The organism is Paenibacillus sp. FSL R7-0333 (genome assembly GCF_038000365.1).
GTDB classification, from domain to species: domain Bacteria; phylum Bacillota; class Bacilli; order Paenibacillales; family Paenibacillaceae; genus Paenibacillus_AQ; species Paenibacillus_AQ silagei.
Window position 1 is genome coordinate 3,561,412 of the sequence record NZ_JBBOBZ010000001.1, and the last position, 23,314, is coordinate 3,584,725.

Annotated in this window: 18 protein-coding genes; all 18 read left to right on the forward strand. The window is 51.1% G+C overall.

Going from position 1 to position 23,314, the window contains the following annotated elements:
• Positions 1-98 precede the first annotated feature (98 nt).
• The 18 genes from MKY86_RS14780 (at position 99) to MKY86_RS14865 (ending at position 23,283) form a co-directional block, all read left to right on the forward strand.
• The gene (locus MKY86_RS14780; protein ID WP_076075359.1) at positions 99-1,883 is read left to right on the forward strand and encodes an ABC transporter ATP-binding protein; all 1,785 of its coding nucleotides are present in this window, start codon (positions 99-101) and stop codon (positions 1,881-1,883) included.
• 23 nt (positions 1,884-1,906) lie between these two features.
• Complete coding sequence (locus MKY86_RS14785) at positions 1,907-3,682, forward strand: ABC transporter ATP-binding protein (RefSeq protein WP_076075356.1); 1,776 nt, start codon at positions 1,907-1,909, stop codon at positions 3,680-3,682.
• Between the two features lie 73 nt (positions 3,683-3,755).
• Positions 3,756-4,253 carry a DinB family protein gene (locus MKY86_RS14790; protein ID WP_076075354.1) on the forward strand — a complete coding sequence of 166 codons (498 nt, stop codon included), beginning with the start codon at positions 3,756-3,758 and terminating at the stop codon, positions 4,251-4,253.
• Positions 4,254-4,413: 160 nt separating this feature from the next.
• On the forward strand, positions 4,414-5,091 hold the full coding sequence (locus tag MKY86_RS14795) for an MBL fold metallo-hydrolase (protein WP_036726939.1): 678 nt from the start codon (positions 4,414-4,416) through the stop codon (positions 5,089-5,091).
• A gap of 27 nt (positions 5,092-5,118) precedes the next feature.
• Positions 5,119-6,084, forward strand: coding sequence for an acyltransferase domain-containing protein (locus tag MKY86_RS14800; protein WP_076075351.1), 966 nt, complete (start codon positions 5,119-5,121; stop codon positions 6,082-6,084).
• 164 nt (positions 6,085-6,248) lie between these two features.
• A complete protein-coding gene (locus MKY86_RS14805) occupies positions 6,249-8,048 on the forward strand; it encodes a cache domain-containing sensor histidine kinase (RefSeq protein ID WP_076075349.1) in 1,800 nt (599 codons plus the stop codon).
• Positions 8,045-8,890 (forward strand): response regulator transcription factor, encoded by an 846-nt coding sequence (locus MKY86_RS14810; RefSeq protein ID WP_076075346.1) that lies wholly within the window; start codon positions 8,045-8,047, stop codon positions 8,888-8,890. Before MKY86_RS14805 ends, MKY86_RS14810 begins: the two co-directional genes overlap by 4 nt.
• Positions 8,891-9,145: 255 nt before the next feature.
• Complete coding sequence (locus MKY86_RS14815; RefSeq protein ID WP_036726929.1) at positions 9,146-10,441, forward strand: ABC transporter substrate-binding protein; 1,296 nt, start codon at positions 9,146-9,148, stop codon at positions 10,439-10,441.
• An 85-nt stretch (positions 10,442-10,526) separates the two neighbouring features.
• Entirely contained in the window at positions 10,527-11,411 is an 885-nt protein-coding gene (locus MKY86_RS14820) for a carbohydrate ABC transporter permease (RefSeq protein ID WP_076075344.1), read from the forward strand.
• Positions 11,412-11,423: 12 nt separating this feature from the next.
• Complete coding sequence (locus tag MKY86_RS14825; protein ID WP_076075341.1) at positions 11,424-12,251, forward strand: carbohydrate ABC transporter permease; 828 nt, start codon at positions 11,424-11,426, stop codon at positions 12,249-12,251.
• Between the two features lie 24 nt (positions 12,252-12,275).
• Positions 12,276-13,883 carry a bifunctional metallophosphatase/5'-nucleotidase gene (locus MKY86_RS14830; RefSeq protein ID WP_076075338.1) on the forward strand — a complete coding sequence of 536 codons (1,608 nt, stop codon included), beginning with the start codon at positions 12,276-12,278 and terminating at the stop codon, positions 13,881-13,883.
• A 136-nt stretch (positions 13,884-14,019) separates the two neighbouring features.
• On the forward strand, positions 14,020-15,009 hold the full coding sequence (locus MKY86_RS14835; protein WP_076075336.1) for an alpha/beta fold hydrolase: 990 nt from the start codon (positions 14,020-14,022) through the stop codon (positions 15,007-15,009).
• 256 nt (positions 15,010-15,265) lie between these two features.
• Positions 15,266-16,735, forward strand: a complete 1,470-nt coding sequence (locus tag MKY86_RS14840; protein WP_076075333.1) for an N-acetylmuramoyl-L-alanine amidase — start codon at positions 15,266-15,268, stop codon at positions 16,733-16,735.
• A 125-nt stretch (positions 16,736-16,860) separates the two neighbouring features.
• Complete coding sequence (locus MKY86_RS14845; RefSeq protein ID WP_076075331.1) at positions 16,861-18,102, forward strand: MFS transporter; 1,242 nt, start codon at positions 16,861-16,863, stop codon at positions 18,100-18,102.
• 83 nt (positions 18,103-18,185) lie between these two features.
• On the forward strand, positions 18,186-18,872 hold the full coding sequence (locus tag MKY86_RS14850) for a response regulator transcription factor (RefSeq protein ID WP_076075328.1): 687 nt from the start codon (positions 18,186-18,188) through the stop codon (positions 18,870-18,872).
• A complete protein-coding gene (locus tag MKY86_RS14855) occupies positions 18,859-19,848 on the forward strand; it encodes a sensor histidine kinase (protein WP_076075326.1) in 990 nt (329 codons plus the stop codon). Before MKY86_RS14850 ends, MKY86_RS14855 begins: the two co-directional genes overlap by 14 nt.
• A gap of 82 nt (positions 19,849-19,930) precedes the next feature.
• Positions 19,931-20,614 carry an ABC transporter ATP-binding protein gene (locus MKY86_RS14860; protein WP_036726914.1) on the forward strand — a complete coding sequence of 228 codons (684 nt, stop codon included), beginning with the start codon at positions 19,931-19,933 and terminating at the stop codon, positions 20,612-20,614.
• Complete coding sequence (locus MKY86_RS14865) at positions 20,611-23,283, forward strand: ABC transporter permease (protein WP_076075323.1); 2,673 nt, start codon at positions 20,611-20,613, stop codon at positions 23,281-23,283. Before MKY86_RS14860 ends, MKY86_RS14865 begins: the two co-directional genes overlap by 4 nt.
• Positions 23,284-23,314: the final 31 nt, after the last annotated feature.

The following is a 23,314-nucleotide window of genomic DNA, read 5'->3' on the forward strand; positions in this document are numbered from 1 at the left end:
GAAAGCCTATAATCTGTAAGGTTGTTGAAAAAAACCAAAGGAATACAATAACAATATAAGATTACAGTTTAGTCTGAAGTGGAACCGGAGGGACTTCCTTGGAATTGTTTAGAAGCTATGTAGAGATGTTGAAGTTAACATATAAATCTATACCACTTTGGTCATCCTATACAATCTTCAATAATATATTTGGTGTACTCTGTAACTTTTTGAGTTCGGTTATTCTAATCCAAGTCGTATTGAACAGTATAGGCACAAATAAATCTTTTATGGAGATTATAATCCCTGTTGTCTTCATTCAAGCCGTGGTCATGCTTGGGGGAATAAGTACATCCTTGTATTACAGCAAAATAGATCCCGTTGCCCGGCAGATTCTTCACAAAAAAATAGTTGCAAAGTTAATACATACGATAATGCACACAGATACTAAAAACTTGGACAACGCAGCTTATCTTAACGATTTTTCCTTTGCCATCAACCAGGTTGAGCAGAGAACGACGGGGAGCATATTGTTAATCTCTAATTTGTTATCGAATGTAGTGGGGATCATCGCAACCGTTTCAGTCATTGGAGTTATGCATGTTGAACTTGTAGCTATAGTAATTATAACGGTCTGTGCTGCCTTTTTAATCAATACTACATTAATAAAGACGCAATACCAGTTTGACCAGGACATCCTCTCGCCCAATAGAAAGAAGAAATACGTTGAAAGAATCTTTTATATGAAAAGGTATGCGTTAGAGCTAAGGTTGTATCCCATACAGAAGATCTTGTTGAATTTGTACGATAATGCGGTAAAGGAAATCTTACACTCCACGAAAAAGTATGGCTGGAAAACAGGCGTTTTGCAATTTTTGAGAGCTTTTAATCAGGAAGTCATCTTATATTGGGGAACCATGATAGCTCTTCTATTCTCATTAATTCACAGTGAAAGCGGGACCTCGGCTGCTAATATAATTCCTATAACAATTGCAGTATATAGTTTTTCAGGCTATTTATTCGGGTTGACCGAAGTCATTACCTCACTGAAAGAATATCAGCTGTATTCAGATAAGTTATTTCTCTTTTTGCAACCGGATAAGTCTTTGGAGAGTCAAAAAGGATTACCTGTTCCATTAAACACCGGCAATACTATCGCTTTTGAAAATGTAAGCTTTGGATATGCAGCAAATGACAAACAGGTGTTAGAGAAGGTTAACCTTCGTTTTAATCCAGGGGAAAAGATAGCATTGGTCGGAGTCAACGGTTCAGGAAAAAGCACTATCATCAAGTTATTGCTCGGTCTGTACGACCATTACTCCGGTGAGATCACAATTAATGGGGAATCCATTCGGAACCATGATATACGGCAGTATCGCATGCAGTTCTCAGTAGTGCAGCAGGATTTTCAATATTATGCATGTACGGTAGCGGAAAATATACTAATGGACAAAGCGGATACATCTACAAATGCTGTTTCCGAGCCAATCGTGCAAGCCATTCATGAGGTTGATTTGAACCTGGATCGTACGCCCGAAGAATTATTGAATACCTACATAACCTCTGAATTTAGTGCCGATGGCCTCAGCCTATCCAAAGGGCAATATCAAAAAATGGCTATAGCCCGTATCTTTGTGAGTAAAAGGAATTTCATTATCCTTGATGAGCCGACCAGTTCGTTAGATCCTGTAACCGAATATCAGTTGTTCAATCACATTTTAGAACATTTCCATGATAAGACGATTATCATTATTTCCCATCGGTTAACAGCCGCCAAATCAGCGGATAAGATCTATTTGATTGATGGAGGCACGGTCATGGAGAGCGGTTCACATGAACAGCTCATGAGTCAGGAAGGGAAATATTCAGAACTCTATAGACTTCAAGCAGAAAAGTACCTGTAACACAGGGCTGGAGGTGAAATAGAATGAGCAAGAAATTTTCTCTTAGCAATAGCATATTTTACCTGAAATCAATTTTCGTATATGACTGGGTCAGAATACCGGGCCTAATTCTTACCGCATTATTTGTTGCTTTTGACACTTGGTTCATTAAGGTGTATGCCATCAAAGTAATCTTAGATGCTTTAATGAATAATTTTGACTTCAGACGAATTATCATTATGATTTCTATTGTAGTTGGCTTCAAAACCATTAAACTTGTTTACGATTCTGCCTGGGAATATTACATAAAACGTTCTGATCCTATCATCATTTCCGGGTTTCAACATGTTGCTTTCAAGAAGGCTAATGAGGTAGACATCAATTGCTATGACGATACGGATTACTACAACCAATATATCTACTCTGTAGAAGAAAGCTCCACAAGGCCGATTTTCTTCTTAAATAGTTTATTTCAACTGAGCCAAACGATTTTCTCCATAACATTTTCCGGAATTTTTATTTTGACTAGTGATCCTCTAATCTTGCTGTTTGTTGCTATTCCTATTCTTGGAGATTCGTTTGTCAGAACAAGGATGATCAAGGCCCGAATAGAGCGAACCCATGCTATCATCCCCGAAAAAAGAAAAATGGATTATGTGCTCCGGACCAGTTATCTTCGTGACAATGCCCTTGATATTCGTATAACCAATATTCATGTAGTGCTTAAAGACCTGTTTCTAGAGGGTGTTGAAAATATAATTGAACTCTATAAAAAATTCAGTAACCGGTTTACGAAATTGTACTTAGTTAGTGATGCCTTTACTCATATTAATAACACTTTGATCTTGCTATACCTCATATATAAAATCGTCGTTACCCAGACACTTAGCGCAGGAGATTTTATCGCGATTAAAGAAGCTGTTGCGCTTATGAGCAGCAATCTCGGCAAGATTATAGAGAGAATCCAGGCATTTCAGGAGCATAACATATACATAGAAAGATTCCGTACCTTTTGCAACTATAGAAACAAGGTAACAGACGGGAATTCCGGGATTCCGCAGGCCAATTTATCACCTTATCTTCTTCAAATGACTAATGTGTCGTTTAGCTATAATAATCAGTCCGATGTTCTGAGCAATATAAACATTGCCATTAAAGCTGGACAGAAAATAGCGATTGTAGGTAAGAATGGTGCAGGGAAAAGTACGTTAATCAAGCTTATGATGCGTCTATACGACGTCACCAAAGGTTCAATAGAATTTAAAGGAGCGGATATTAGAAATTTCAATAAACAAGAATACCTGTCTAAGTTCGATACCGTGTTTCAGGATCATAATAGCTATGCTTGTTCACTGATTGAGAATATTCTGTTTGAGTCTAACCCTACAGCAGAAGAGATTGACAAACTGATCGATATATTGGACAACATAGATTTCTCTTTATTTCTAAAGGATAAGAGCAAGATAGAGCTTGAGCTAACCAAAGAATTCTCAGAGGAGGGGATCATTCTATCTGGCGGTCAAAATCAAAAAGTGGCATTGGCCCGCGCACTGTACAGAGATCATTCTGTGTTGGTTCTAGATGAACCCTCAAGTGCATTAGATTCCATCTCAGAATACAAGTGGATGCAATTGATGGACAAAGCTGCAATGAACCGCACTGTCATCGTAATTTCGCACCGGCTGTCCTCCGTAAGAGACTCGGATTGCATCTATTATATGGAAGCTGGCCGTATTCTTGAAGCTGGTCCTCACGATGAACTGATGAACCTTCAGGGACATTACTTCCAGATGTTTAAGGTACAGGCGGATGCTTATTGACAAAGCGTTAGAATCCGGCTATATTGAATTTCGGTAAATTATATTTCGCGCAATTAATAGGAGGAGCATACTGATGTCCGAATCCAATCATGCTTTTGGTCAAGCACTGGTGAAATCTCTGGTGGGAGAGCGCGGGCATATTCCGATCGCCCGGGCCTTGCCGGATCTGACGCTGGAGCTTGCAGGTTATACAATAGAAGGAATTCCTTACTCCATCTATCAGCTGGTGAAGCACATGGGCTTCTGGCAGGATTTCATGCTGACCCACCTGGAGGGCGGCCAGCCTCAGCGGCCTACAAGCGTACAGGAGAGCTGGCCTGCGGAGAAGGCCCCAGCAGAAGAGTCCCAGCTTCAGGAGGCCATCGCGCATCTGCTGCAAGGTGTCGATAAGGCGGTTGCTATCGCTCAGAGCGCCAAGCTTGACGAGCCATTAGCCCATTTTCCCGGGGAGACCAAGGGCGGGCTGCTACGCAATATCGCCTCCCATAACTCCTACCATCTGGGAGAGATTGTTCTGCTCCGCCGTCTGCAAGGTGCGTGGCCACCGCCAGGGGGCGGGTATCCTGCTTAAAGAGAATAATCCTGGAAAAGTCTGCAATGCTAGGTTGCAGGCTTTTTGCTATGGAAGCAATAACATTCATTGACAGTTCGTGAAAAAGTAGATGATAATTTAGTAGATTCGTCCTATAAATAATGGAAATTAGATCTATCAAATCTTCAAGGAGGCGGGCATGGAAGCAACCTATGATCTGTTTACGATTAAAACGCATTGCATGAATTTCCTGAACTACGCTTATCTCGGTATTGACAAGACTTCCCGCAAAGCTTTTGTAGTTGATCCATCCTGGGATGTATCGCAGATGATCCGTATTCTGGATTCGCATGAGGCCACAGTCACGGCTGTTCTGCTGACCCACTCTCATTTTGATCATACCAATATGGTGAAGAAGCTTGAACTGCTCTATCGTCCTACTGTCTACATCTCCAAAACCGAGGCAGATTACTATAAATACCGCTGCAACCGGCTCCGTACCGTCGAGGACATGGACCTCATTCGGATCGGTGATTCACGGATTACCTGTCTTGTAACACCCGGCCATACGCAGGGAAGTGTCTGTTACTGGGGGCAAGACCATCTGTTCTCCGGGGATACGGTATTTATTGAAGGCTGCGGCTTATGCGACAGTAGCGGAGGCTCGGCTGAGGATATGTTCAACAGCATCCACCGGCTCATCCGGCTGATTCCTCCCAGCACCCGGGTATACCCGGGACATTCCTTCGGCGATCCGCCCGGCAAAGAGATGAGCTATCTCTACAAAAATAATCTGTATTTCCAGATTGATGATATCAATCATTTTGTGAAATTCAGGAACCGTAAGAATAATGCCCGACTGCTTGATTTCAAATAAGCCGCTCTACAATCAGGGGGGACGGAAATGCACAGCGAAATCGTATTTATGTTCTCCGGGCAAGGCTCGCAATATAATAAAATGGGGCTTGAATTGTTCGGGAAGCAGCCGGTATTCCGGCAATCGTTGGAACGCCTGGACCGGATTGTTCATCAGCTGACCGGCAAGAGCGTGATTGAAGAGCTGTATCAGAACTCACGAGGTAAGGGCGCCAGCTTCGATAATATTGTCTTTTCCCATCCTGCAATCTTCATGGTGCAATACGCGCTCGCGGAGACTCTGGAAGCTGAGGGAATCACCCCACGCTACACGCTGGGAGTCAGTCTCGGGGAGTATGTTGCGCTGGCGGTGGCTAAGGTGCTGACGCCTGAACAGGTGCTGGAGCTGATTGTGACGCAAGTACGGCTGCTAGAGGATACCTGCGACAACGGCGCGATGATTGCTGTTCTGGATCATGTGCAGCTCTATCACCGGAACGCCGAGCTGAACACCCGCTCCGAGCTGATCGCAGTGAATTTCGACAAGCACTTCACCATCGCCTGCAGAAGCGGGCATACCGGCGAAATCCAGCAGTTCCTCAGAGCACAGGGCGTAGCCAGTCTGAAGCTGCCTGTGAACTACGCCTTCCATTCCGCATTCATCGATGAACTGGAGAAGCCTTACCGTACATATATGCAAAAGATCGATTACAAGACACCTGCTCCGGGAGTGACACTGGTATCGGCCATGACCGGGGAGAATGTGCAGACGGTGGATGAATCCTTCCTGTGGGATGTGGTGAGGAAGCCGATGAATTTCCGCACAGCCCTGGAGGGTCTGACTGCCGGCGGGCCGCAGCTGCTGCTCGATCTGAGCCCGTCGGGTACACTGGAGAACTTCAGCAAGTATATTCTCGGCAAGCCGCTGGCCCATAAGGTCCGGTCAGTGATTACGCCGATGGCGAGCGAGCTGAAGAAGCTGAATGAGATTGTGAATGATACCTTAGAAGTCTGATTAAGCCAAATCCCCGCAAGCAGCAGTTCTCTTAGTTATGGAGAGCCGCTGCTTTTCTGTTGTTGTAATTTGTGTATAATACATGTACAACCATACATGTAACGGAGGGAACGATGAAGCGGTTCATGCCATATCCATCCCTCTTGAAGAGGTTAAGGGCGTATATGCCCTTTCTATTCAGCGGAAGTATGCCGCTGCGGCGGAAGATTCTGCTAAGCAACCTCCTGATTGTCCTGCTGGCACTGGTGATTTTCATGGTCAGCATTCAGCGGATTGTCTTCAATCAGACCCTGGAGAGAACCACGGCAAGCTCACAGCAGGAAGTGAGGCTGGTCAAGCAGTCGATGGAGACGGTGTTCCAGTCGGTCCAGAATTTCACCAAGTTCGTGCTGATCAATCAGGACACCCAGAAGCTGCTCAGCAGCGATACCGGTACCGGCAATGATGTTGCTGCACTGAAGTCGATCTACAATACACTTGCAGCGATGCTAGTAACCGAGCCGAATATTGATTCCGTAATTATAGAATCCTTGAGCGGCAATCTCTATTACACCTCCAATCTGACCGGCGTGACCCGGGAGCGTCTTGGCATCTATCCCAAAGCGGAGATCGATGCAGCCAGAGGCGGGGCGGTCTGGGCAGATTCGCTGACGCCTGCTTTTCTGTCCGGGATGAAGCATAAGAATATGATCAGTGTGGGCAGGGTCATTAAGAGCATGGAGAAGGGGACCCCGCTTGGCTATATCTATGTCAACATTGACGAGCGGACACTTGCCCGCCTCTATCATAATGAACAGAACCCGCAGAGCGCTACGCTGGTCATTAACCGGTATGGAAGAATCATCTCTGCGAATGAAGCCACAAGGGTGAACCAGCCGGTCCCGGAGGAATCCCTCACGAATTGGGTCAAGTCAGTCTCTCAAGGGACCCGGACCCAGGAGGTCGCCGGAGACCGTTATTTAGTATCCATGCAGAGTCTTGCTCCCTATGACTGGAAGGTAGTCCAGCTGGTGACGATATCGGAGCTAACCTACGGGTACTGGAAAATCGCTCTGCTGCTGGCCGGGTTCAGCCTGATCAGCATCCTGTCGGCCGTGCTTCTGTCTATTCTGTTCGCCCGCCGGCTGACCCGGCCGCTCAGCCAGCTTAGCGAGGTGATTGTCGAAGTGGGCAGCGGGAATCTGGAGCGGCGCGCCGCCGCCGATTCTGAGGATGAGGTCGGGCGGCTCGGAGCTAACTTCAATGAAATGGTGGAGCGCATCCAGGGCTTGATGGTCCAGGTGGAGACGGAAGAGAGGACCAAACGGATGCTGGAGCTGCGGCTGCTCTATTCGCAGATCAAGCCGCATTTCCTGTACAATACACTGGATACGATCCGTGCAATGGCGGTGATGTCGGGGGCGAAGGACATCAGCAAGATGCTGAAGGCGCTGGGTGAGTTCTACCGGATATCACTTAGCAACGGACAGGAGCTCATTACCGTGGCCCAGGAGCAGAAGCATCTGGAGAGCTACCTGTATATTCAGCAGATCCGTTTTCCTAAGCTGAACTACCGGATAGGGTTCGAGCCGGGGCTGGAGTCCTGCCTGGTGCCGACCATGCTGCTTCAGCCACTGGTCGAGAATGCGATCCACCATGGCATTAGAGGGATGGCGGACGAAGGCTGGTGTGAAATTACCTGCGAAGCGGAGACCACGAATGGACAGAGCCGGCTCTGCTTCACCGTCCGCGACAACGGCAAAGGCATGAGCGAAGAGCAACAGCGGCTGATCTGGTCCGGGCATGACAGTGCGGAGAGGTACAGCTTCGGACTCCGAAACATTCAGGACCGCATCCGCCTGCGTTTCGGCGGGGTCTACGGAATCTCTCTGACCTCTGAGCCAGGCCAGGGCGTAGAAGTGAAGCTGCGCTTGCCGCTGCTTATGCAGACGAACGAACAGGAAGAGGGGACAGTCAGACTATGAGTACAGCACCGGTAGCCCGCGTCCTGATTGTGGATGACGAATATTATTTCAGGCAGCTCCTGATCCGTCTGGTGGACTGGGAGGCCGCCGGGTTCGAGGTCGCCGCAGAAGCGGATGACGGCACGGCCGCATTGCAGATCATCGGGGAGCAGCCAATCGATCTCATCATTACGGATATTGAGATGCCGAATATGAACGGGCTTGAATTCATTGGGGAAGTCCGTAAGCTGAATTCGGCGGCCAAGCTGATTTTTATCACCAGCTACGATAATTTCTCTTATGCGCAGCAGGCTATATCGCTTGGCGCAGACCATTATCTGCTGAAGCCTGTTGATGAGGATGCTGTCGAACAGGCCCTCCGCACGATCCGGACGCAGCTGACTGAGAAGTGGGAGGCAGAGCGCTACATCAACCGGCTCAGAATCAAAGCCGGGGATGTGCAGGAGCCGCAGGCAGGCGATGCCCGTGCGCAGAAGCGGCAGAGCAGCGGCACTGCCTTAATCAGCAAGACCATCGCCTATGTGACGGCACATTACGCCGAGGATACATTGTCACTCCAGAGTACGGCCAGCGCCCTGTTTGTGAACCCGAGCTATTTAAGCCATGCGTTCAAGAAGGAGACCGGCGAGTCTTTTGTGGAATATGTGACGAATGTCCGTCTTGGCGAGGCTATGAAGCTGCTCAGCCAGGGGAGCTCCGGGGAGGAAGCACCGGCTCCCAAGATTGCCACCATAGCGCGCCAGGTGGGGTATAAAGATCCTTTTTATTTCAGCAAATGCTTCAAGAAACGCTACGGCATGACCCCGAATACCGTCTACAGCGGTTCCTATTCGGATATATAAAGAGCAGCTATACTCAGAGTCCGGTGTTTTGCAGCCGGGCTTTTTCATTTGATTACATTTTCGCTGATTAAAGTTAACCCTGTGTAAAGCTGCCGTTAAGATGGGAACGCTCCGTAAATTAAGTGTAAAGTAATCTGACATACCTAAAAATTTTACTGTTAGAACCAATATATCTCCATTCGTGCACGGCGGTTCACTTGTTAAGATGATACCTGTAAGTCAAAACCCGAAATATTGAAAGGTGGTCCAACACAAATGTTCGGAAAAAAGCTTGGGGTAGTTGCAGCATCCATCGCGCTCAGCAGTGTAGTGCTTAGTGCTTGCGGAGGAGCCAATGGTAACGAAGGGGCAACTCAGAATCAGGATGCGAAACCGGCGGAAGGCAAGGAATCTGTCTCCTTATGGATGTTCGATGCAGATCCGATGTATCAGGCTGCTGCCGAGGCTACCGCAGCGGAAGTCGGCGTGGATTTGAACTATGAGTACATACAAGACGAGACCTACAAGACCAAAATCAGTGTTGCACTGGCTGCCAATGAGCTGCCGGATGTCTTCCAGCAGCATGCCGGGAAGTCCTACCGGACACCTGTACTGCAATCAAAAACGGTAGCACCGCTGAACGATACCCTGGATTCCACGGGACTTGGTGCGAAATTTTTGGACAACCAGCTGGTGAAGGAGGAAGACGGCAATATCTATTCCGTTCCTTCCAACATCAGTACAACCCTGGTCTTCTACTATAACAAAAAGCTGATGAGCGATCTGGGCGCTACGCCTCCGGCAACCTGGGACGATCTTCAGGCGCTTGTAACCAAGGCCGAAGCTAAAGGGATCATCCCTATCGCCCTCGGCGGCAAGGAAAGATGGCAGGGCGATCTGCTGTACAACATGCTCGTAGCGCGTCAGGACGTTAACGCCTTCGACAATGCGATTAAGGGCGATGCGAAGTTTACAGATGCTCCATTTGTAGATGCAGCGAAGCAGGTAGCCACCCTGGTAAGCAGCAATGCCTTCCAGAAGGGCTTCCTCGGCTCGGCTTACCTGGATGCCCAGGAGCTGTTCAAGAACGATAAGGCGCTGATCTGGATTGACGGCAGCTTCAACTTCGGCGCGCTGTCGAAGGCCATGGGTGATAACCTCGGATATATCGCATTCCCGAAGACGGGTGCAGAGGATGTCTACAGTGCAACGATCGGCTTCCAGAACTCGGCGGCACCTTACTCCTTGTTCGTGAACAACAGCTCCAAGCACCTGGACAAAGCCAAGGAATTCGCCATTAAGCTGTCCCTCAAGCTGAATGATGAGTTCGTACGCAAAGGCCTGCCGGGATATGCCGCCAGCGAAGTGAAGTCGGAGTCGCAGAATGAGCAGCTCTCCGCTTATGCTACGGATATCAGCAAAACGGCCAAAACCCAGGCAATGTGGTTCGGCCTGCTGTCGGCAGATACAGGTCAGGAATACCGCGATATGACGCAGCAGCTCTATGGCGGCAATCTGACGCCTGAGGAATACACTGCGCAGCTGGAAACCTTGCTCCGTTCGGCAGAGTAAGACAGGTTTTACAAATATAATAGGGGAAAGGCGATGCAGTCTCATGGACCGCATCGCTTTTCTGCACTCTGATAGGTGGATAGTGATGGAAAGAGCGCTCTCGGATAAGAAATTAATCGCTTTGTTTCTAGTGCCCGGCTTAACCATATTTCTGGTCTTCTATTTCGTGCCGATCCTCATGACGGCGTATTACAGCTTCCAGGAGTGGGACGGGATTAACCCTATGGCCTTTGTAGGCCTGGACAATTACACCAAGATGTTCACCGCAGATAAAAGCTTCTGGAAGGCGGTATGGAACAGTGTGGCTTTCCTGCTGACGGGCGTGTTCGTCCAGCTTCCGCTCTCGTTCGGCCTGGCGCTGCTGGTCTCCCGCAAAATGAAGGGACGCAAATGGTTCCGCAATATTTACTTTTTCCCGGTGGTCATGTCAACGACGATGGTCAGTCTGCTGTGGGTCAAAATCTACGATCCGAACATCGGAATGCTGAACACGCTGCTGGAAGCCGCTCACCTCGGCAGTTGGGCCCAGGCCTGGCTTGGAGATACCAAGACGGCACTCTTGTCAGTCCTGATCGTAACGACCTGGCATTATGTAGGCTATAACATGCTGATCCTGTTTGCCGGTATCCAGGGTATCTCAGAGCAGTACTATGAGGCCGCGAAGCTGGACGGAGCTGTCGGCTGGAAGGCCGTCCGTTATATCACGCTTCCGTTATTGTCTGATGTGCTGCGGATCTGTGTCGTGCTGAACGTGATTTATGCGCTCAAGACTTTTGAAAGTGTGTATGTTATGACGAATGGCGGACCGCTGCATTCCACAACCATGATTGCCCTGAAAATGTTCCAGGAAGCGTTCCTGAAGCAGAACTTCGGTTACGGCAGCGCACTTGCTGTGTTCATGGTGCTGGAGTGTCTGATCATCGCCTGGGTACTCAATAAAGTGCTGACCCGTGAAAAAATTGAATATTAAGGAGGACCGGACATGCTGAAGAGTACCAAAAACACTGGCATCTATCTACTGATGGGCCTCATTGCCGTCCTCCAGTTGTTCCCGCTCTACTGGCTTGTGGTAAGTGCATTTAAGGACAATTCGGAGATTATCGGTGGAGTAGTCTGGGCGCTCCCTACAGAATGGCGGTTCAGCAATTTCTCAGAAGCCTGGGTAAGCGCCAAGGTGAATCAATACTTTTTCAACAGTGTGTCAACTACGCTGATTACCCTCTTGTTCGTGCTGCTGTTCGCTTCGATGATGGCCTACGCGCTGACACGGATGAGATTCAAATATAACGGATTGATTCTGTTCATTCTGCTTATGGGGGTCATGGTGCCGATTCATGCTACGCTGATTCCGCTGTTCATGATCCTGAAGAATCTCGGCCTTCTCAGCTCACGCCTGTCGATTATCCTGCCGTACATCGCTGTGAATCTGCCGATTGGCGTCTATATGCTGTCGGCGTTCCTGCGAAGCATGCCGAAGGAGCTGGAGGAGGCTGCGTTCATCGACGGCTGCGGGGTGGTGAAGTCCTTCTTCAAAGTCGTGCTGCCGCTGCTGAAGCCGCCGCTGGCCTCGGTTGCGATCTTCGTGTTCCTCGCTGTGTGGAATGAGCTGCTGATGGCGGCAACCTTCATCCAGAAGGAATCGCTGCGGACGCTGCCGCTCGGGTTGATGAACTTCAGCGGCCAGTACAGCATTAGCTGGGGACCGCTGGCCGCAGCCATGGTGATCTCTACGCTGCCGATTCTGTTCGCTTATGTGCTGTTCAGCGACCAGATGGAGAAGAGCTTCACCGCAGGCGCAATTCTGAAATGATGAGACGGAAGAAGGGTGAACGAGATGATGGAACCGGCAGCAAGCCGTAACCTGCGCAAGATCGTGATTATCGCTACCTCGGATGTTCATGGCAATCTGTGGGGCTACCGTTATGAAGACGGACTCGATACCGTAAATGACGGGCTCGCCAGAGTAGCCGCTTACGTCCGCGAACTTAGAGAGAGCGGGACGGAGATTCTGCTGATCGATAACGGTGACATCTTTCAGGGGAATATGCTGACTGACGATGTCTACAATAAGCGGCAGGATGAGAGGCATCCGGTTGCGGCGGCAATTAATGCCATGGGCTATGCCGCGCTGACGCTGGGCAATCATGAGTTTAACTTCGGCCTTGGCCTGATTGAGCGAATCAAGCAGGAGCTGAGCTTCCCGGTGCTCGCGGCGAATGTCTGGGATGCAGAAGGCAGAACGTTTGCAGAGCCGTATGTAATCCTTGAGCAGCAAGGCATCCGGATTGCGGTCGTCGGATTGACGAATCCCAACGTTCCGCGCTGGGATGGAAGTAAGGTGGAGGGCCTAAGGTTCGGACATATGGCCGAGACCGCGCAGGCAATTGCCGCCTCCCTCCGCGCGGAAGGGAAGGCGGACCTGATTGTGATCAGCGCCCATGCGGGTATGGTCGCAGAGTTCGATGAAGAGGGCGGCTCGGATGCCGCCGGACGGATTGCGGAGCTGGTTCCTGAAGCAGATGTGCTGCTGGTCGGCCATATGCATATTACCGTGAACCAGCGGATTGGGAGTACGGTCATTGGAGGACCGCGTGACCGGGGAAGGGAAGTTGTACGCTTCGACCTGACACTGGAGCTGGACAACGGGCAACCCAAGGTTGTGAGCCGCGAGGTCACGGTGGTAGACATGAGCGGCTGGGCGCCGGACCCGGAATTGCGCAGTCTGGTTGCCGAGGCGCATGAAGAGACCCTCCGGTTCATCGCCGATGGCGGCGGAGGCCCTTCCATAGAGGGAGAGGGCGGCATTTTGGGCTATGCGGCTGCTGATTTCCAACCTGAAGAGACTGCCGGCCTGCCGGCGGGACGAGTGCAGGATACGGCGGTCATTACCTTGATCCAGCGTGCCATGCTGGAGGCCAGCGGAGCGGATGTTGCCGCTACAAGCCTGTTCAACGACAAGGCGGATCTGAAGCAGGGACCGCTGACGTATGCAGACGTCTACCGCATTTATCCTTTTGACAATGTACTGTATGTCGTTAGGGTCACCGGTAAGGAGCTGAAGGCTTATATGGAAGCTTCGGCTGCCCATTTCCGGCAGTGGCGGCCAGGAGATACGAATATTGCCGCCGATCCCGAGGTGCCGAGCTACCTCTACGATATGTTCGCCGGAATTAATTATCAGATCGATATCTCGCAGCCGGTAGGCCAGCGGATCATCCATCTGGCCTACCGGGGCAGAACGCTCGCCGATACGGACGAGCTACAGCTTGCCGTTAACAATTACCGCTACAGCAGCCTGTTGAAAGCCTCTGGACTGGTCAGCGCCGTCAAGCACTGGGAGTCGGACTGCAGCGTCCGCGAGTTGCTGGTCCGTTACATCCGGGAGCGTCAGACGATCATACCGGAAGTAGATCATAACTGGTCTATTGTGGGGATGGATTGATCCCGAATGATTGAATTAAAATAGCCAAGTTCATACTCCGTTCATAATGCCGTCATGTTGAGGACATCTTAAGCAGATACACTCTTCATATACCGCTAAGGCGAATCTACAGATAGAAGAACAGGAGAAGATGGACATGGCAGAAACCGCTGAAATAAATAGACCTGAAAAGGGACGCAAGAAACGAAAATTATGGTTAAAAATATTAGGAGGCATTATCGGAGTGCTTGTGCTGTTCATAGGCATCACCTTTATCGTTAATGTCATCAGTAACGGGATAGAGAAGAAGAAGATCGAATCGTACGGGCAATACGTCAATGTAGACGGGAAAAAGATGAATGTGCTGATTCAAGGCAGCGGTGAACAGACTATCGTTCTCTTGCCGGGGCAAGGAACCGCTTCGCCTGTGCTTGATTTCAAGCCGCTGATAGATCAATTGACGCCTTCGTACAAAGTCGTAGCCATCGAGCCTCTCGGCTATGGCCTGAGCGATGGGACGGATAAAGAAAGAACGACAGAGAATATCATCAGTGAAATTCATGAGGCTGTGGAGCAGCTCGGTCTGAAGCGTTATATTCTGATGGGACATTCCATTACAGGACTCTATGCTGTATCATATGTAAATGCTTATCCGGATGAAGTTCAAGCCTTCGTAGGAATTGACAGTAGTGTGCCCAATCAGCCAGGCATGGATGTGAAATTGCCGCTGAAGGCCATGAAGTTTGCCAAGGATTCAGGTGTGATGCGGCTGCTAACGAAGCTCAGCGGAGATTCGTTTAAATCGCTTGACTATGATGAGCATACCAAAGAGCAGATGAAACTGATCACCAATGTACACGGCAATAACTCCACACTGATGAATGAGCTTAGCCACCTTGGTTCCAATTTCAAAAACGGCTCAAAGCTGAAATACCCGCAGGATTTTCCGGTCTTGCTGTTCGCACAATCCAATAACGAGAACAACAAGCAGTGGATTCCGCTGCATGAGGAGCAGGCGAAGCAGTCTGCACAGGGTAAATTGATCCCAATGGTAGGCTCCCATTACCTGCACCATACGAAGTACAAAGAAATCGTCGAGGAATTCAAGGAATACATGAAGACCGTTCAATTGAAGCAAGCCCAGTAGGGAGAATGGAATACTATAGTGCGGCGCCCCTCGGGGTGCCGTTTTTTCGTAGAAAGATAAGAATTTATATGCTTCGCGCTATAATTATCCTTCTATTTCTCGCTGAAACGGTACCGTCCTTTAAAAGGATGGCAAACCCGTTTCCACTTGATATAACTAATTATAAATGCTCAATTTCGCAACCTATTCCAATTATTGGAGTCTAATTTAAGAATCAGCAATTCTACAAATTAGATGAAATGGATGAGATGCACGTATGAAAAAATGTAGTTGGTTCCTCCTGTTGGCTGTCCTATTCTTATGCTTCCCGCTCAACGGGCGGGCCAGTGCCGCTGTGAAGACAAGTCCGACCATAATACTGGACGGGCAAGCAATCCCTATGCAAAAGAAAGACAAAGTCGAATTGATCAACGGCAGTGTGATGGTTCCCTTGCGGATCATTGCGGAGAATATGGGAATGGGGGTCCTCTGGAATCAACAGGTTGGAACCGTAACCATCCCGAAGGAATCCGGCAGTATAGTGCTGACGATCGGCCAAAAGAAAGCCCTGATCGATGGGGCCTCCCATTCGCTGGCCACCGCTCCCCGGAACCGTAACGGAACCACGCTGGTTCCGCTAAGGTTCATCAGCGAAGCCATGGGTATCCAGGTGAGCTGGGACAACAGTCTCAAGGTGGTGGGCTTGACTTCAGCCCCGCTTCCGCCGGAGCAGCCGGCCATCACTCCTGCTCCGGCAAGCCCTGAAGTCCCGGACCAGCCGGTGCCCCTGTCCGCCGCAGCCGCGGCGACTTCCACCGTCCATAGTCTCAGCTTCAGCGATGACCGCCTGATGCTTGCTTTTACCGGCGATGTCCAGCCGTCTGTACATACCGGAAACGAACCGCTGCAGATTGTAGTGGAGCTGCCCCGAACGACCTTTTCCGCAGATTTCTTACAGACGGTATCGTGGGATAGCCGCACCCAATCCGGCGAGCAGACCGTTACCGGCGTTCCCAATGTCAATAAGCTGTATTACGGGCTATTCGAACCGGACGCCGCCACCTTGCGGATTGTGATTGCGCTCTCTGCGGATACGAAGTATACCAGTTACATCGAGGAGGATGCCGCCTCCCGGCTCCTGGTCGTCGATCTGAGCTCTGCCACAGCCGAATTGCCTCCGGCAGAGCCGGTCCAGCCGGGCAACGGGAAGAAGACCGTTGTTATTGATGCCGGCCATGGGGGGGCGGACCCGGGAACGATCGGCATTACGAAGAAGCTGGAGAAAGATTTCAACCTTAGCGTAGCCTTGAAGGTGGAGCGCCTGCTGCTGCAGGAGCCGGCGTTCAATGTTGTGATGACACGCCGTGAGGATACCTATCCGCCCAACAAGCAGCGGGCAGAGATGGCCAATGAGCTGCAGGCCGATGCCTTCGTCTCCATCCATGGCAATTCTGTCACAGGGTCGCCCAAGGTGCGGGGAACCGAAACCTATTATTACAGCCAGGAGAGTAAAGCCTTCGCCGATATCATGCATCGACATCTGCAAGGGACCACCGGCTTTCCGGACCGCAAGGTTAAATACAACAAATATATCGTATTGAAATATTCCAACATGCCCGCTACGCTGCTGGAGGTTGGTTTCTTGTCCAATGCCGCCGAGGAAGCCATCCTGTTCTCCGACGATTTCCAGAACCGGGTAGCGGCTGCTGTCGTAGCGGGGCTGAAGGAATATTTCGGAGTCGCTTGACCCCGTCTGTTCCTGCATTTATAGCTTTCAAGATCGCGGTCCGCTCCTTATAATATAGAGAGTGAAAGGAGAACCCCGCCTTAAGAAGCTGAGCGTATTTTATCGATAAATAGGGGGTCAAACGATTGAATCAGCATGACCAAAGCGCAAATCAACCAAGCCTGTTCCGTAATCGCTTTCTGCAGACGATTTTATTATCCAGCGTGCTGCTGCAGATCGGGATCTGGGTGCGTAATTTCGCGATTCTGCTCTATGTTGCGGAGCGGACCCATAATGATCCCTACGCCATTTCGCTGATCAGCGTAGCTGAATTTGCGCCTATCTTTGTTTTTTCCTTCATTGGAGGAACCTTTGCAGACCGGTGGCGGCCGAAGCGGACGATGATCTGGTGCGATTCCCTGTCTGCGGTATCGGTGTTCGCCGTTCTGCTTAGCATTCACTTCGGTTCGTGGGAATCCGTGTATCTGGTTGCCTTCATCTCGGCCATACTGTCGCAGTTCTCACAGCCTTCCAGTATGCGGTTATTTAAGTTCCATGTACCGGAGGAACAGCTGCAGCAGGGGATGGCGCTCTTCCAATCGCTGATGGCCATCTTCATGGTTCTCGGACCTATGTTAGGCACTTTCGTATACAGCACCTTCGGCCTTGAGATCTCCATTGCCGTAATGGGCGTTGCTTTTCTGCTGTCGGCGCTCGTGCTTATCCGTCTGCCGGAGGATCATATGGAAGCCGGGACAGTTGCGGCGAAAGGGCAATTCCGTAAGGACTTCACCGAAGGCTTCCGTTATGTCTGGCAGAGCCAGGTGCTGCGGATGCTCGGACTTGCGTTTGTACTGGCCGGACTTGCTGTTGGTGTATCCCAGGCACTGAATCTGTTCATCGTCACAGAGCGGCTTGGCCGAAGCAAGGAGTTCCTGCAATACATGCTTATGGTCAACGGTGCAGCCATGCTGATCGGGGGAGGGCTCGTGGCCGCTTTCGCCAAAAAGGTTCCGCCCCAGCTGCTGCTCGCCATGGGGATGCTGGCAGGTGCCATATGTACGACCATTGTCGGGTTCTCAACAAGCGTTCCGCTCACGCTGACCGTGCAGTTCCTGAACGGGCTGATGTTCCCGTGCATTCATATCGGGATCAGTACGATGATTCTGAGATGGTCTAATAGCTCCATTGTCGGCCGGGTCAACGGAGTGCTGAATCCGATGTTCGTTGGGATGATGGTGGTATCCATGTCGTTCGCCGGTGCGCTGAAGAGCGCCTTGCCGCTCAGTACCATCTACAGCGGGGCTGGACTCCTGTTCCTCCTGGGTGCACTCATGATGTTGCCGATCATGAAGCATAAGGCGCCGGATCAGGTGCAGGCTGCCTAGTATTAATTTAATGATTTCTTTACAGGTACTCTTAATAAGAGTACCTTTTTATACATAACAGGCTACAACGGAGGCCCTTAAATATGACACAAATATTGCTGGTTGAAGACGATCCGGCCATTGCGCGCAACCTGGTGCTGCTGCTTCACTCGGAGGGGTTCACTGTCACGCACGCGCCTACGCGCAAGGAAGCAGCGGCTGCGCTTGACGGACATATGTTTGACCTGGCGCTAATTGATATCTCATTGCCGGACGGCAATGGCTTTACGGTATGCACGGAGATCAAGGAGGAGCAGGACATTCCTGTCATCTTCCTGACGGCTTCGAGCGACGAGGCGAGTGTGGTGACCGGGCTGAATATGGGGGCGGACGACTACATCACCAAGCCGTTCCGGCCACGGGAGCTGATCGCGCGGATGGGCACGGCTCTGCGAAAAAGCGGGCGCTCCGGGTCCGCGTTTGATCTCGGCGGGCTGCATGTTGATCCGGCCAGCGGAGTTGTGAAAAAAAACGGCCGGGAGGTATTCCTCTCCGCGCTGGAATACCGGCTGCTGCTCGTATTTGTGAACAATCCCAGAACCATTATTACACGGGGCAGACTGCTGGATGAATTGTGGGACGCAGCGGGCGAATTTGTTAATGACAACACGCTGACCGTGTACATCAAGCGCCTGCGGGAGAAGATCGAGAGTGATCCGGCAAGCCCGCAGCTCATCCTGACGGTGCGGGGGACGGGATACCGGCTGGGGGGCAGCGATGCTGCGCAATAGAGAGGTCCGGCAGTTTGCCGTGGTGTTCCTCCTCCTCGCCGCTGCCGCTGTAACGGCTGGATTCGTCATGAACACGGCAGCGGGCGTCCTGGCCATAGGCTGTGCTGCTACTTTTGGCACAGCGTTCGTTGGATTTACCCGGGCCAGATACAGGAGCCTGGCGAGATTGTCCGATGAAATTGACCGGGTGCTGCATAATACGGACCATCTGTTCATCGCTGATTCGGAAGAGGGCGAGTTATCCATCTTACATAGCGAGATTACCAAAATGACGCAGCGCATCCGGGATCAGAACCTCGAGCTGATTAAGGAAAAGGGCCATCTTGCCGATTCCCTGGCTGACATCGCCCACCAGCTCCGTACTCCGCTCACCTCGGTGAACCTGATTATGACGCTGCTTGCGAATAGTCCTGCGGAAGACGAGCGGAAAGCTTTTATACGGGAGACAGAGGAGCTGCTGATGCAGATGGATTGGCTGATTACCTCTCTGCTCAGGCTATCCCGCCTGGATGCGGGTATTGTCGTATTTCAAAGCGGGCCTATCGCCGTTAACGACCTGCTCCGCACCGCTGTTCGTCCGTTCCTGATCCAGATGGAGCTGCGCAATGTAGACTTAAGGATCGATTGTCCTTCAGGAGTAGTGATCCAAGGCGATCCGGCCTGGCTTCCGGAAGCGATCCTGAATATCCTGAAGAATTGCCTGGAAAGCGCAGGGGAGAACGGGAAGATTGAGCTGGTCTGCACAGACAATCCGCTGTACACCGAGCTTACGGTGCATGACAACGGCCCGGGCTTCAGCAAGGAAGAAATCCCCCGGCTGTTCGACCGGTACTATCGCGGCAGTAACCCTAATCATGCAGGGTACGGAATCGGCCTCGCCCTCTGCAAGCTGATTATTACCCGGCAGGGAGGGAGCATCACCGCACACAATCACCCGCAGGGCGGTGCGCTTTTCAGGCTTCGTTTCCCTAAGTGACGGATCTCTCACCTGAAAGTCACAGAGATGTAAGCTTGCGGCTCTATGATAGGGATAGATCAGGTGAAGGGAGAATTGCAGCATGGAGTTTTTGAGAATTGACAAGCTGAGCAAGGTCTACGGGAAGGGAGATAACCGGGTTACGGCGCTGGACGAGGTGTCTCTGACGATTGAGAAGGGGGAATTCACGGCGATCATCGGCTCCTCCGGCTCCGGGAAGTCTACACTGCTTCACATCATCGGCGGAGTCGATGTGCCGACAAGCGGCAACGTTTATCTGGACGGACAGGATGTATATGCGCAGAGCAATGACAAGCTGGCGATCTTCCGCAGGCGGCAGGTCGGGCTGATCTACCAGTTCCACAATCTGATTCCCACGCTGGATGTGGTGGAGAATATCACCTTGCCGATTCTGATGGACAAACGCAAGGTCAACGAGGAGCGGCTGAACGATTTGCTTGAGCTGCTGGGGCTGACGGACCGGAGAACGCATCTGCCGAATCAGCTCTCGGGCGGACAGCAGCAGCGTGTATCCATCGGACGCGCGCTGATGAATGCCCCGGCGGTCATGCTGGCGGATGAACCCACAGGCAGCCTGGACAGCCGGAATGGACATGAGATTATTAATCTGCTGAAATTAAGCAATCAGAAGTATAGGCAGACCCTGCTCATCGTTACGCATGACGAGAATATTGCCCTCCAGGCAGACCGGATTATCGGCATCTCAGACGGCCGGGTTGTGCGGGACGAACGGGTACGGCCATGAATATTTTCAACAAGGTTACCCTCCAGAGCCTCAAAAAAAGCCGCACGCGGACCATTGTAACGATTATCGGAGTAATCCTATCCACTGCTATGATCACTGCTGTCTCCACCTTCGCCGTATCCTTGCAGAGCTATATGATCAAGGGCTCCATTGCCAAATACGGCGGCTGGCACATCGGGTTCCCGGCTGTGGATTCCTCCTTCCTGCAGGAACGGACACACGATCAGGCCGTAGCCCGTACAGCATCCTTCGAAAATATTGGCTATGCGGCACTTAGCGGCGGGAAGAACCCGGATAAGCCTTATCTGTTCATTGCTGGCGTAAGTGAAGACGAAGCTGCCCCGGGTATCTTGCCCGTCACTCTGGTCTCCGGCCGAATGCCGGATAACAGCAGTGAGATTCTAGTCCCGTCACATCTGGCGGCGAACGGCGGAATCAAGTTCGCGGAAGGCGACATGCTCACACTGGCTGTGGGAGACCGGATGAACGGCAACCAGCGGCTGAACCAGCATGATGCCTATCAGGCGGATAAGGCCGCTGAAGCTTTGGTGCCCCGGGCAGAGCGAACCTACAAGGTCGTCGGAATCTGCGCAAGGCCTGCTTTTGAGGAATCCGCTGCACCAGGCTATACCCTGATTACCAGAGCCGATCCGTCAGAGCGGGCGGACAGCTTCAGCTTATATGTTACCCTGAAGCATCCGCGTGAAGTGAAGGCTTACGCCAGCAGCACCGCTTCAGGCCATGCTTACATCTACAACGATAATGTGCTGCGCTTCATGGGCGTCTCAAGCAGCGGGTTGCTAACTGCTCTACTGTACACGGTTGGTGGGATCGTCGCTTTTATTATTGTGACCGGTTCGATCTTCATGATCTACAACGCCTTCACCATCTCCCTGAATGAGCGCACACGCCAGTTTGGCATTCTCTCATCGGTGGGAGCCACGGCGAAGCAGTTGCGTAACTCTGTGCTGTTCGAAGGTCTGTGTATTGGTGCGGCCGGAATACCGGCTGGCATTCTCCTGGGAATAGGCAGCATGGGACTTGTGCTAATGGCCGTATCCAGGAACTTCGGAAATATTCTCTATTCCGGTGTACCGCTGAGCTTGAAGGTGTCTGTTCCGGCCATTGCATGTGCGGCAGCGCTAAGTATGGTTACGATTCTGATCTCGGCTTACATTCCGGCCAGGAAGGCGGCAGGCACTCCCGTGATGGAGAGTATCCGCCAGACGAACGAGGTCAAGGTTGAAGCCAAGGCCGTGAAGACGTCCAGCCGGGCGCAGCGTATCTACGGTCTCGAAGGCACCCTTGCACTTAAGAATTTCAAAAGAAACAAGAAACGCTACCGCAGCATTGTGCTGTCGCTCATGTTAAGCGTCGTGCTGTTTATATCGGCCAGCGCTTTTGTCACTGATTTGAAGCAGATGTCGGAACAGGCGGTAGCGTTCACCAACTATGATATCGGCTTCGCCACACCAACTATGAAAGACAGTGAAATACTGGCGCTCTACGACAAGCTCAGAACCGCAGGCGGCATCTATGAGAGCTCTTACCAGACGCTGCTGAAAGTGACGGGGACAGCCCAGGCAAGCGAGCTCTCGGATGCCTATTGGGGCAAAGAGGGGGACTTGGGGAAAGCAGTCAATGATGGAAAAGCAGGAAATGCAGGAAAAACAGGAAAAACAGGTGCTCCTTCGCCGGGCCGGTCGGATGAGCAGGTATCACTGCCCGTCGATCTGCAGTTTCTGGATGACAAGGCCTACCTGAAGATTCTCGAAGGACTGGGCTTGTCTGCAGAGGAATATACGGGTCCGGATGCCAAGTTACTCGCCGTTGCCAAATCGATGAGTCCTGCCGACGATAAGCGGCTGAAGGAGGTTGACGAGTTCCGTAATCTGTTCAAGCGATCATCCTCTACCCTGACCATTGCCCCCGAATCAGAGGGAGGGTCGAAGATTGGGCAGGGGCATGACGTAACGGTTACGTTCGTAGAGACTGTACCGCCGGATACCCTACCGGTTACAGGAAGCCCCGCCTCTAGTCAACCGTTCTTCTTCCGGATGATCGCTCCTTATTCACTCATCGGCAAGTTTGAGACGGCGGACAGTCCGCCGGCAGTGAAGGGCCTGACCTTTCGTTCCAAGCATCCGGCACAGTCGGTCGCGGAGATGGAGAAGACGATCCAGGGTGCGCAAATTACGGATGAATATAAGCTGTATAATGTGTATGCGATGATGGATGAGAGCCGCAATACGATATTCATCATCAACGTGTTCGCCTATACCTTCATTATCATGATCTCGCTGATCGCGATTGCCAATGTGTTCAATACGATCTCGACGAACATTAAGCTGCGCCGCCGGGAGCTGGCGATGCTCCGCTCAGTGGGAATGTCCGACCGCAATTTCCAGAAGATGATGAATTTCGAGTGTGCCTTTTATGGTATGCGCGCGCTCTTGTTCGGGCTACCTATCGGGCTGGCCTGCTCCTGGCTGATCTACCGGGGCATGCTCATCGGCGGCGCGGACAATATCGGTTATGTCTTCCCCTGGGCCAGCATCGGCATCAGTGTAATCAGCGTGCTCCTGATCGTATTCGTTACCATGCTGTATTCGGTCAGCACAATCAAGCGGGAGAATATCATTGATGCGCTGCGGGATGATATGACTTGATGGCAAGTAGGTTAGAGCCCCGGGCATGGAT

Bases quoted from the DNA above. Each gene is read 5' to 3' on its own strand.
- MKY86_RS14785 (WP_076075356.1), top strand. From the start codon at position 1,907: ATGAGCAAGAAATTTTCTCTTAGCAATAGCATATTTTACCTGAAATCA.
- MKY86_RS14790 (WP_076075354.1), top strand. From the start codon at position 3,756: ATGTCCGAATCCAATCATGCTTTTGGTCAAGCACTGGTGAAATCTCTG.
- MKY86_RS14795 (WP_036726939.1), top strand. From the start codon at position 4,414: ATGGAAGCAACCTATGATCTGTTTACGATTAAAACGCATTGCATGAAT.
- MKY86_RS14800 (WP_076075351.1), top strand. From the start codon at position 5,119: ATGCACAGCGAAATCGTATTTATGTTCTCCGGGCAAGGCTCGCAATAT.
- MKY86_RS14805 (WP_076075349.1), top strand. From the start codon at position 6,249: ATGCCCTTTCTATTCAGCGGAAGTATGCCGCTGCGGCGGAAGATTCTG.
- MKY86_RS14810 (WP_076075346.1), top strand. From the start codon at position 8,045: ATGAGTACAGCACCGGTAGCCCGCGTCCTGATTGTGGATGACGAATAT.
- MKY86_RS14815 (WP_036726929.1), top strand. From the start codon at position 9,146: ATGTTCGGAAAAAAGCTTGGGGTAGTTGCAGCATCCATCGCGCTCAGC.
- MKY86_RS14820 (WP_076075344.1), top strand. From the start codon at position 10,527: ATGGAAAGAGCGCTCTCGGATAAGAAATTAATCGCTTTGTTTCTAGTG.
- MKY86_RS14825 (WP_076075341.1), top strand. From the start codon at position 11,424: ATGCTGAAGAGTACCAAAAACACTGGCATCTATCTACTGATGGGCCTC.
- MKY86_RS14830 (WP_076075338.1), top strand. From the start codon at position 12,276: ATGATGGAACCGGCAGCAAGCCGTAACCTGCGCAAGATCGTGATTATC.
- MKY86_RS14835 (WP_076075336.1), top strand. From the start codon at position 14,020: ATGGCAGAAACCGCTGAAATAAATAGACCTGAAAAGGGACGCAAGAAA.
- MKY86_RS14840 (WP_076075333.1), top strand. From the start codon at position 15,266: ATGAAAAAATGTAGTTGGTTCCTCCTGTTGGCTGTCCTATTCTTATGC.
- MKY86_RS14850 (WP_076075328.1), top strand. From the start codon at position 18,186: ATGACACAAATATTGCTGGTTGAAGACGATCCGGCCATTGCGCGCAAC.
- MKY86_RS14855 (WP_076075326.1), top strand. From the start codon at position 18,859: ATGCTGCGCAATAGAGAGGTCCGGCAGTTTGCCGTGGTGTTCCTCCTC.
- MKY86_RS14860 (WP_036726914.1), top strand. From the start codon at position 19,931: ATGGAGTTTTTGAGAATTGACAAGCTGAGCAAGGTCTACGGGAAGGGA.
- MKY86_RS14865 (WP_076075323.1), top strand. From the start codon at position 20,611: ATGAATATTTTCAACAAGGTTACCCTCCAGAGCCTCAAAAAAAGCCGC.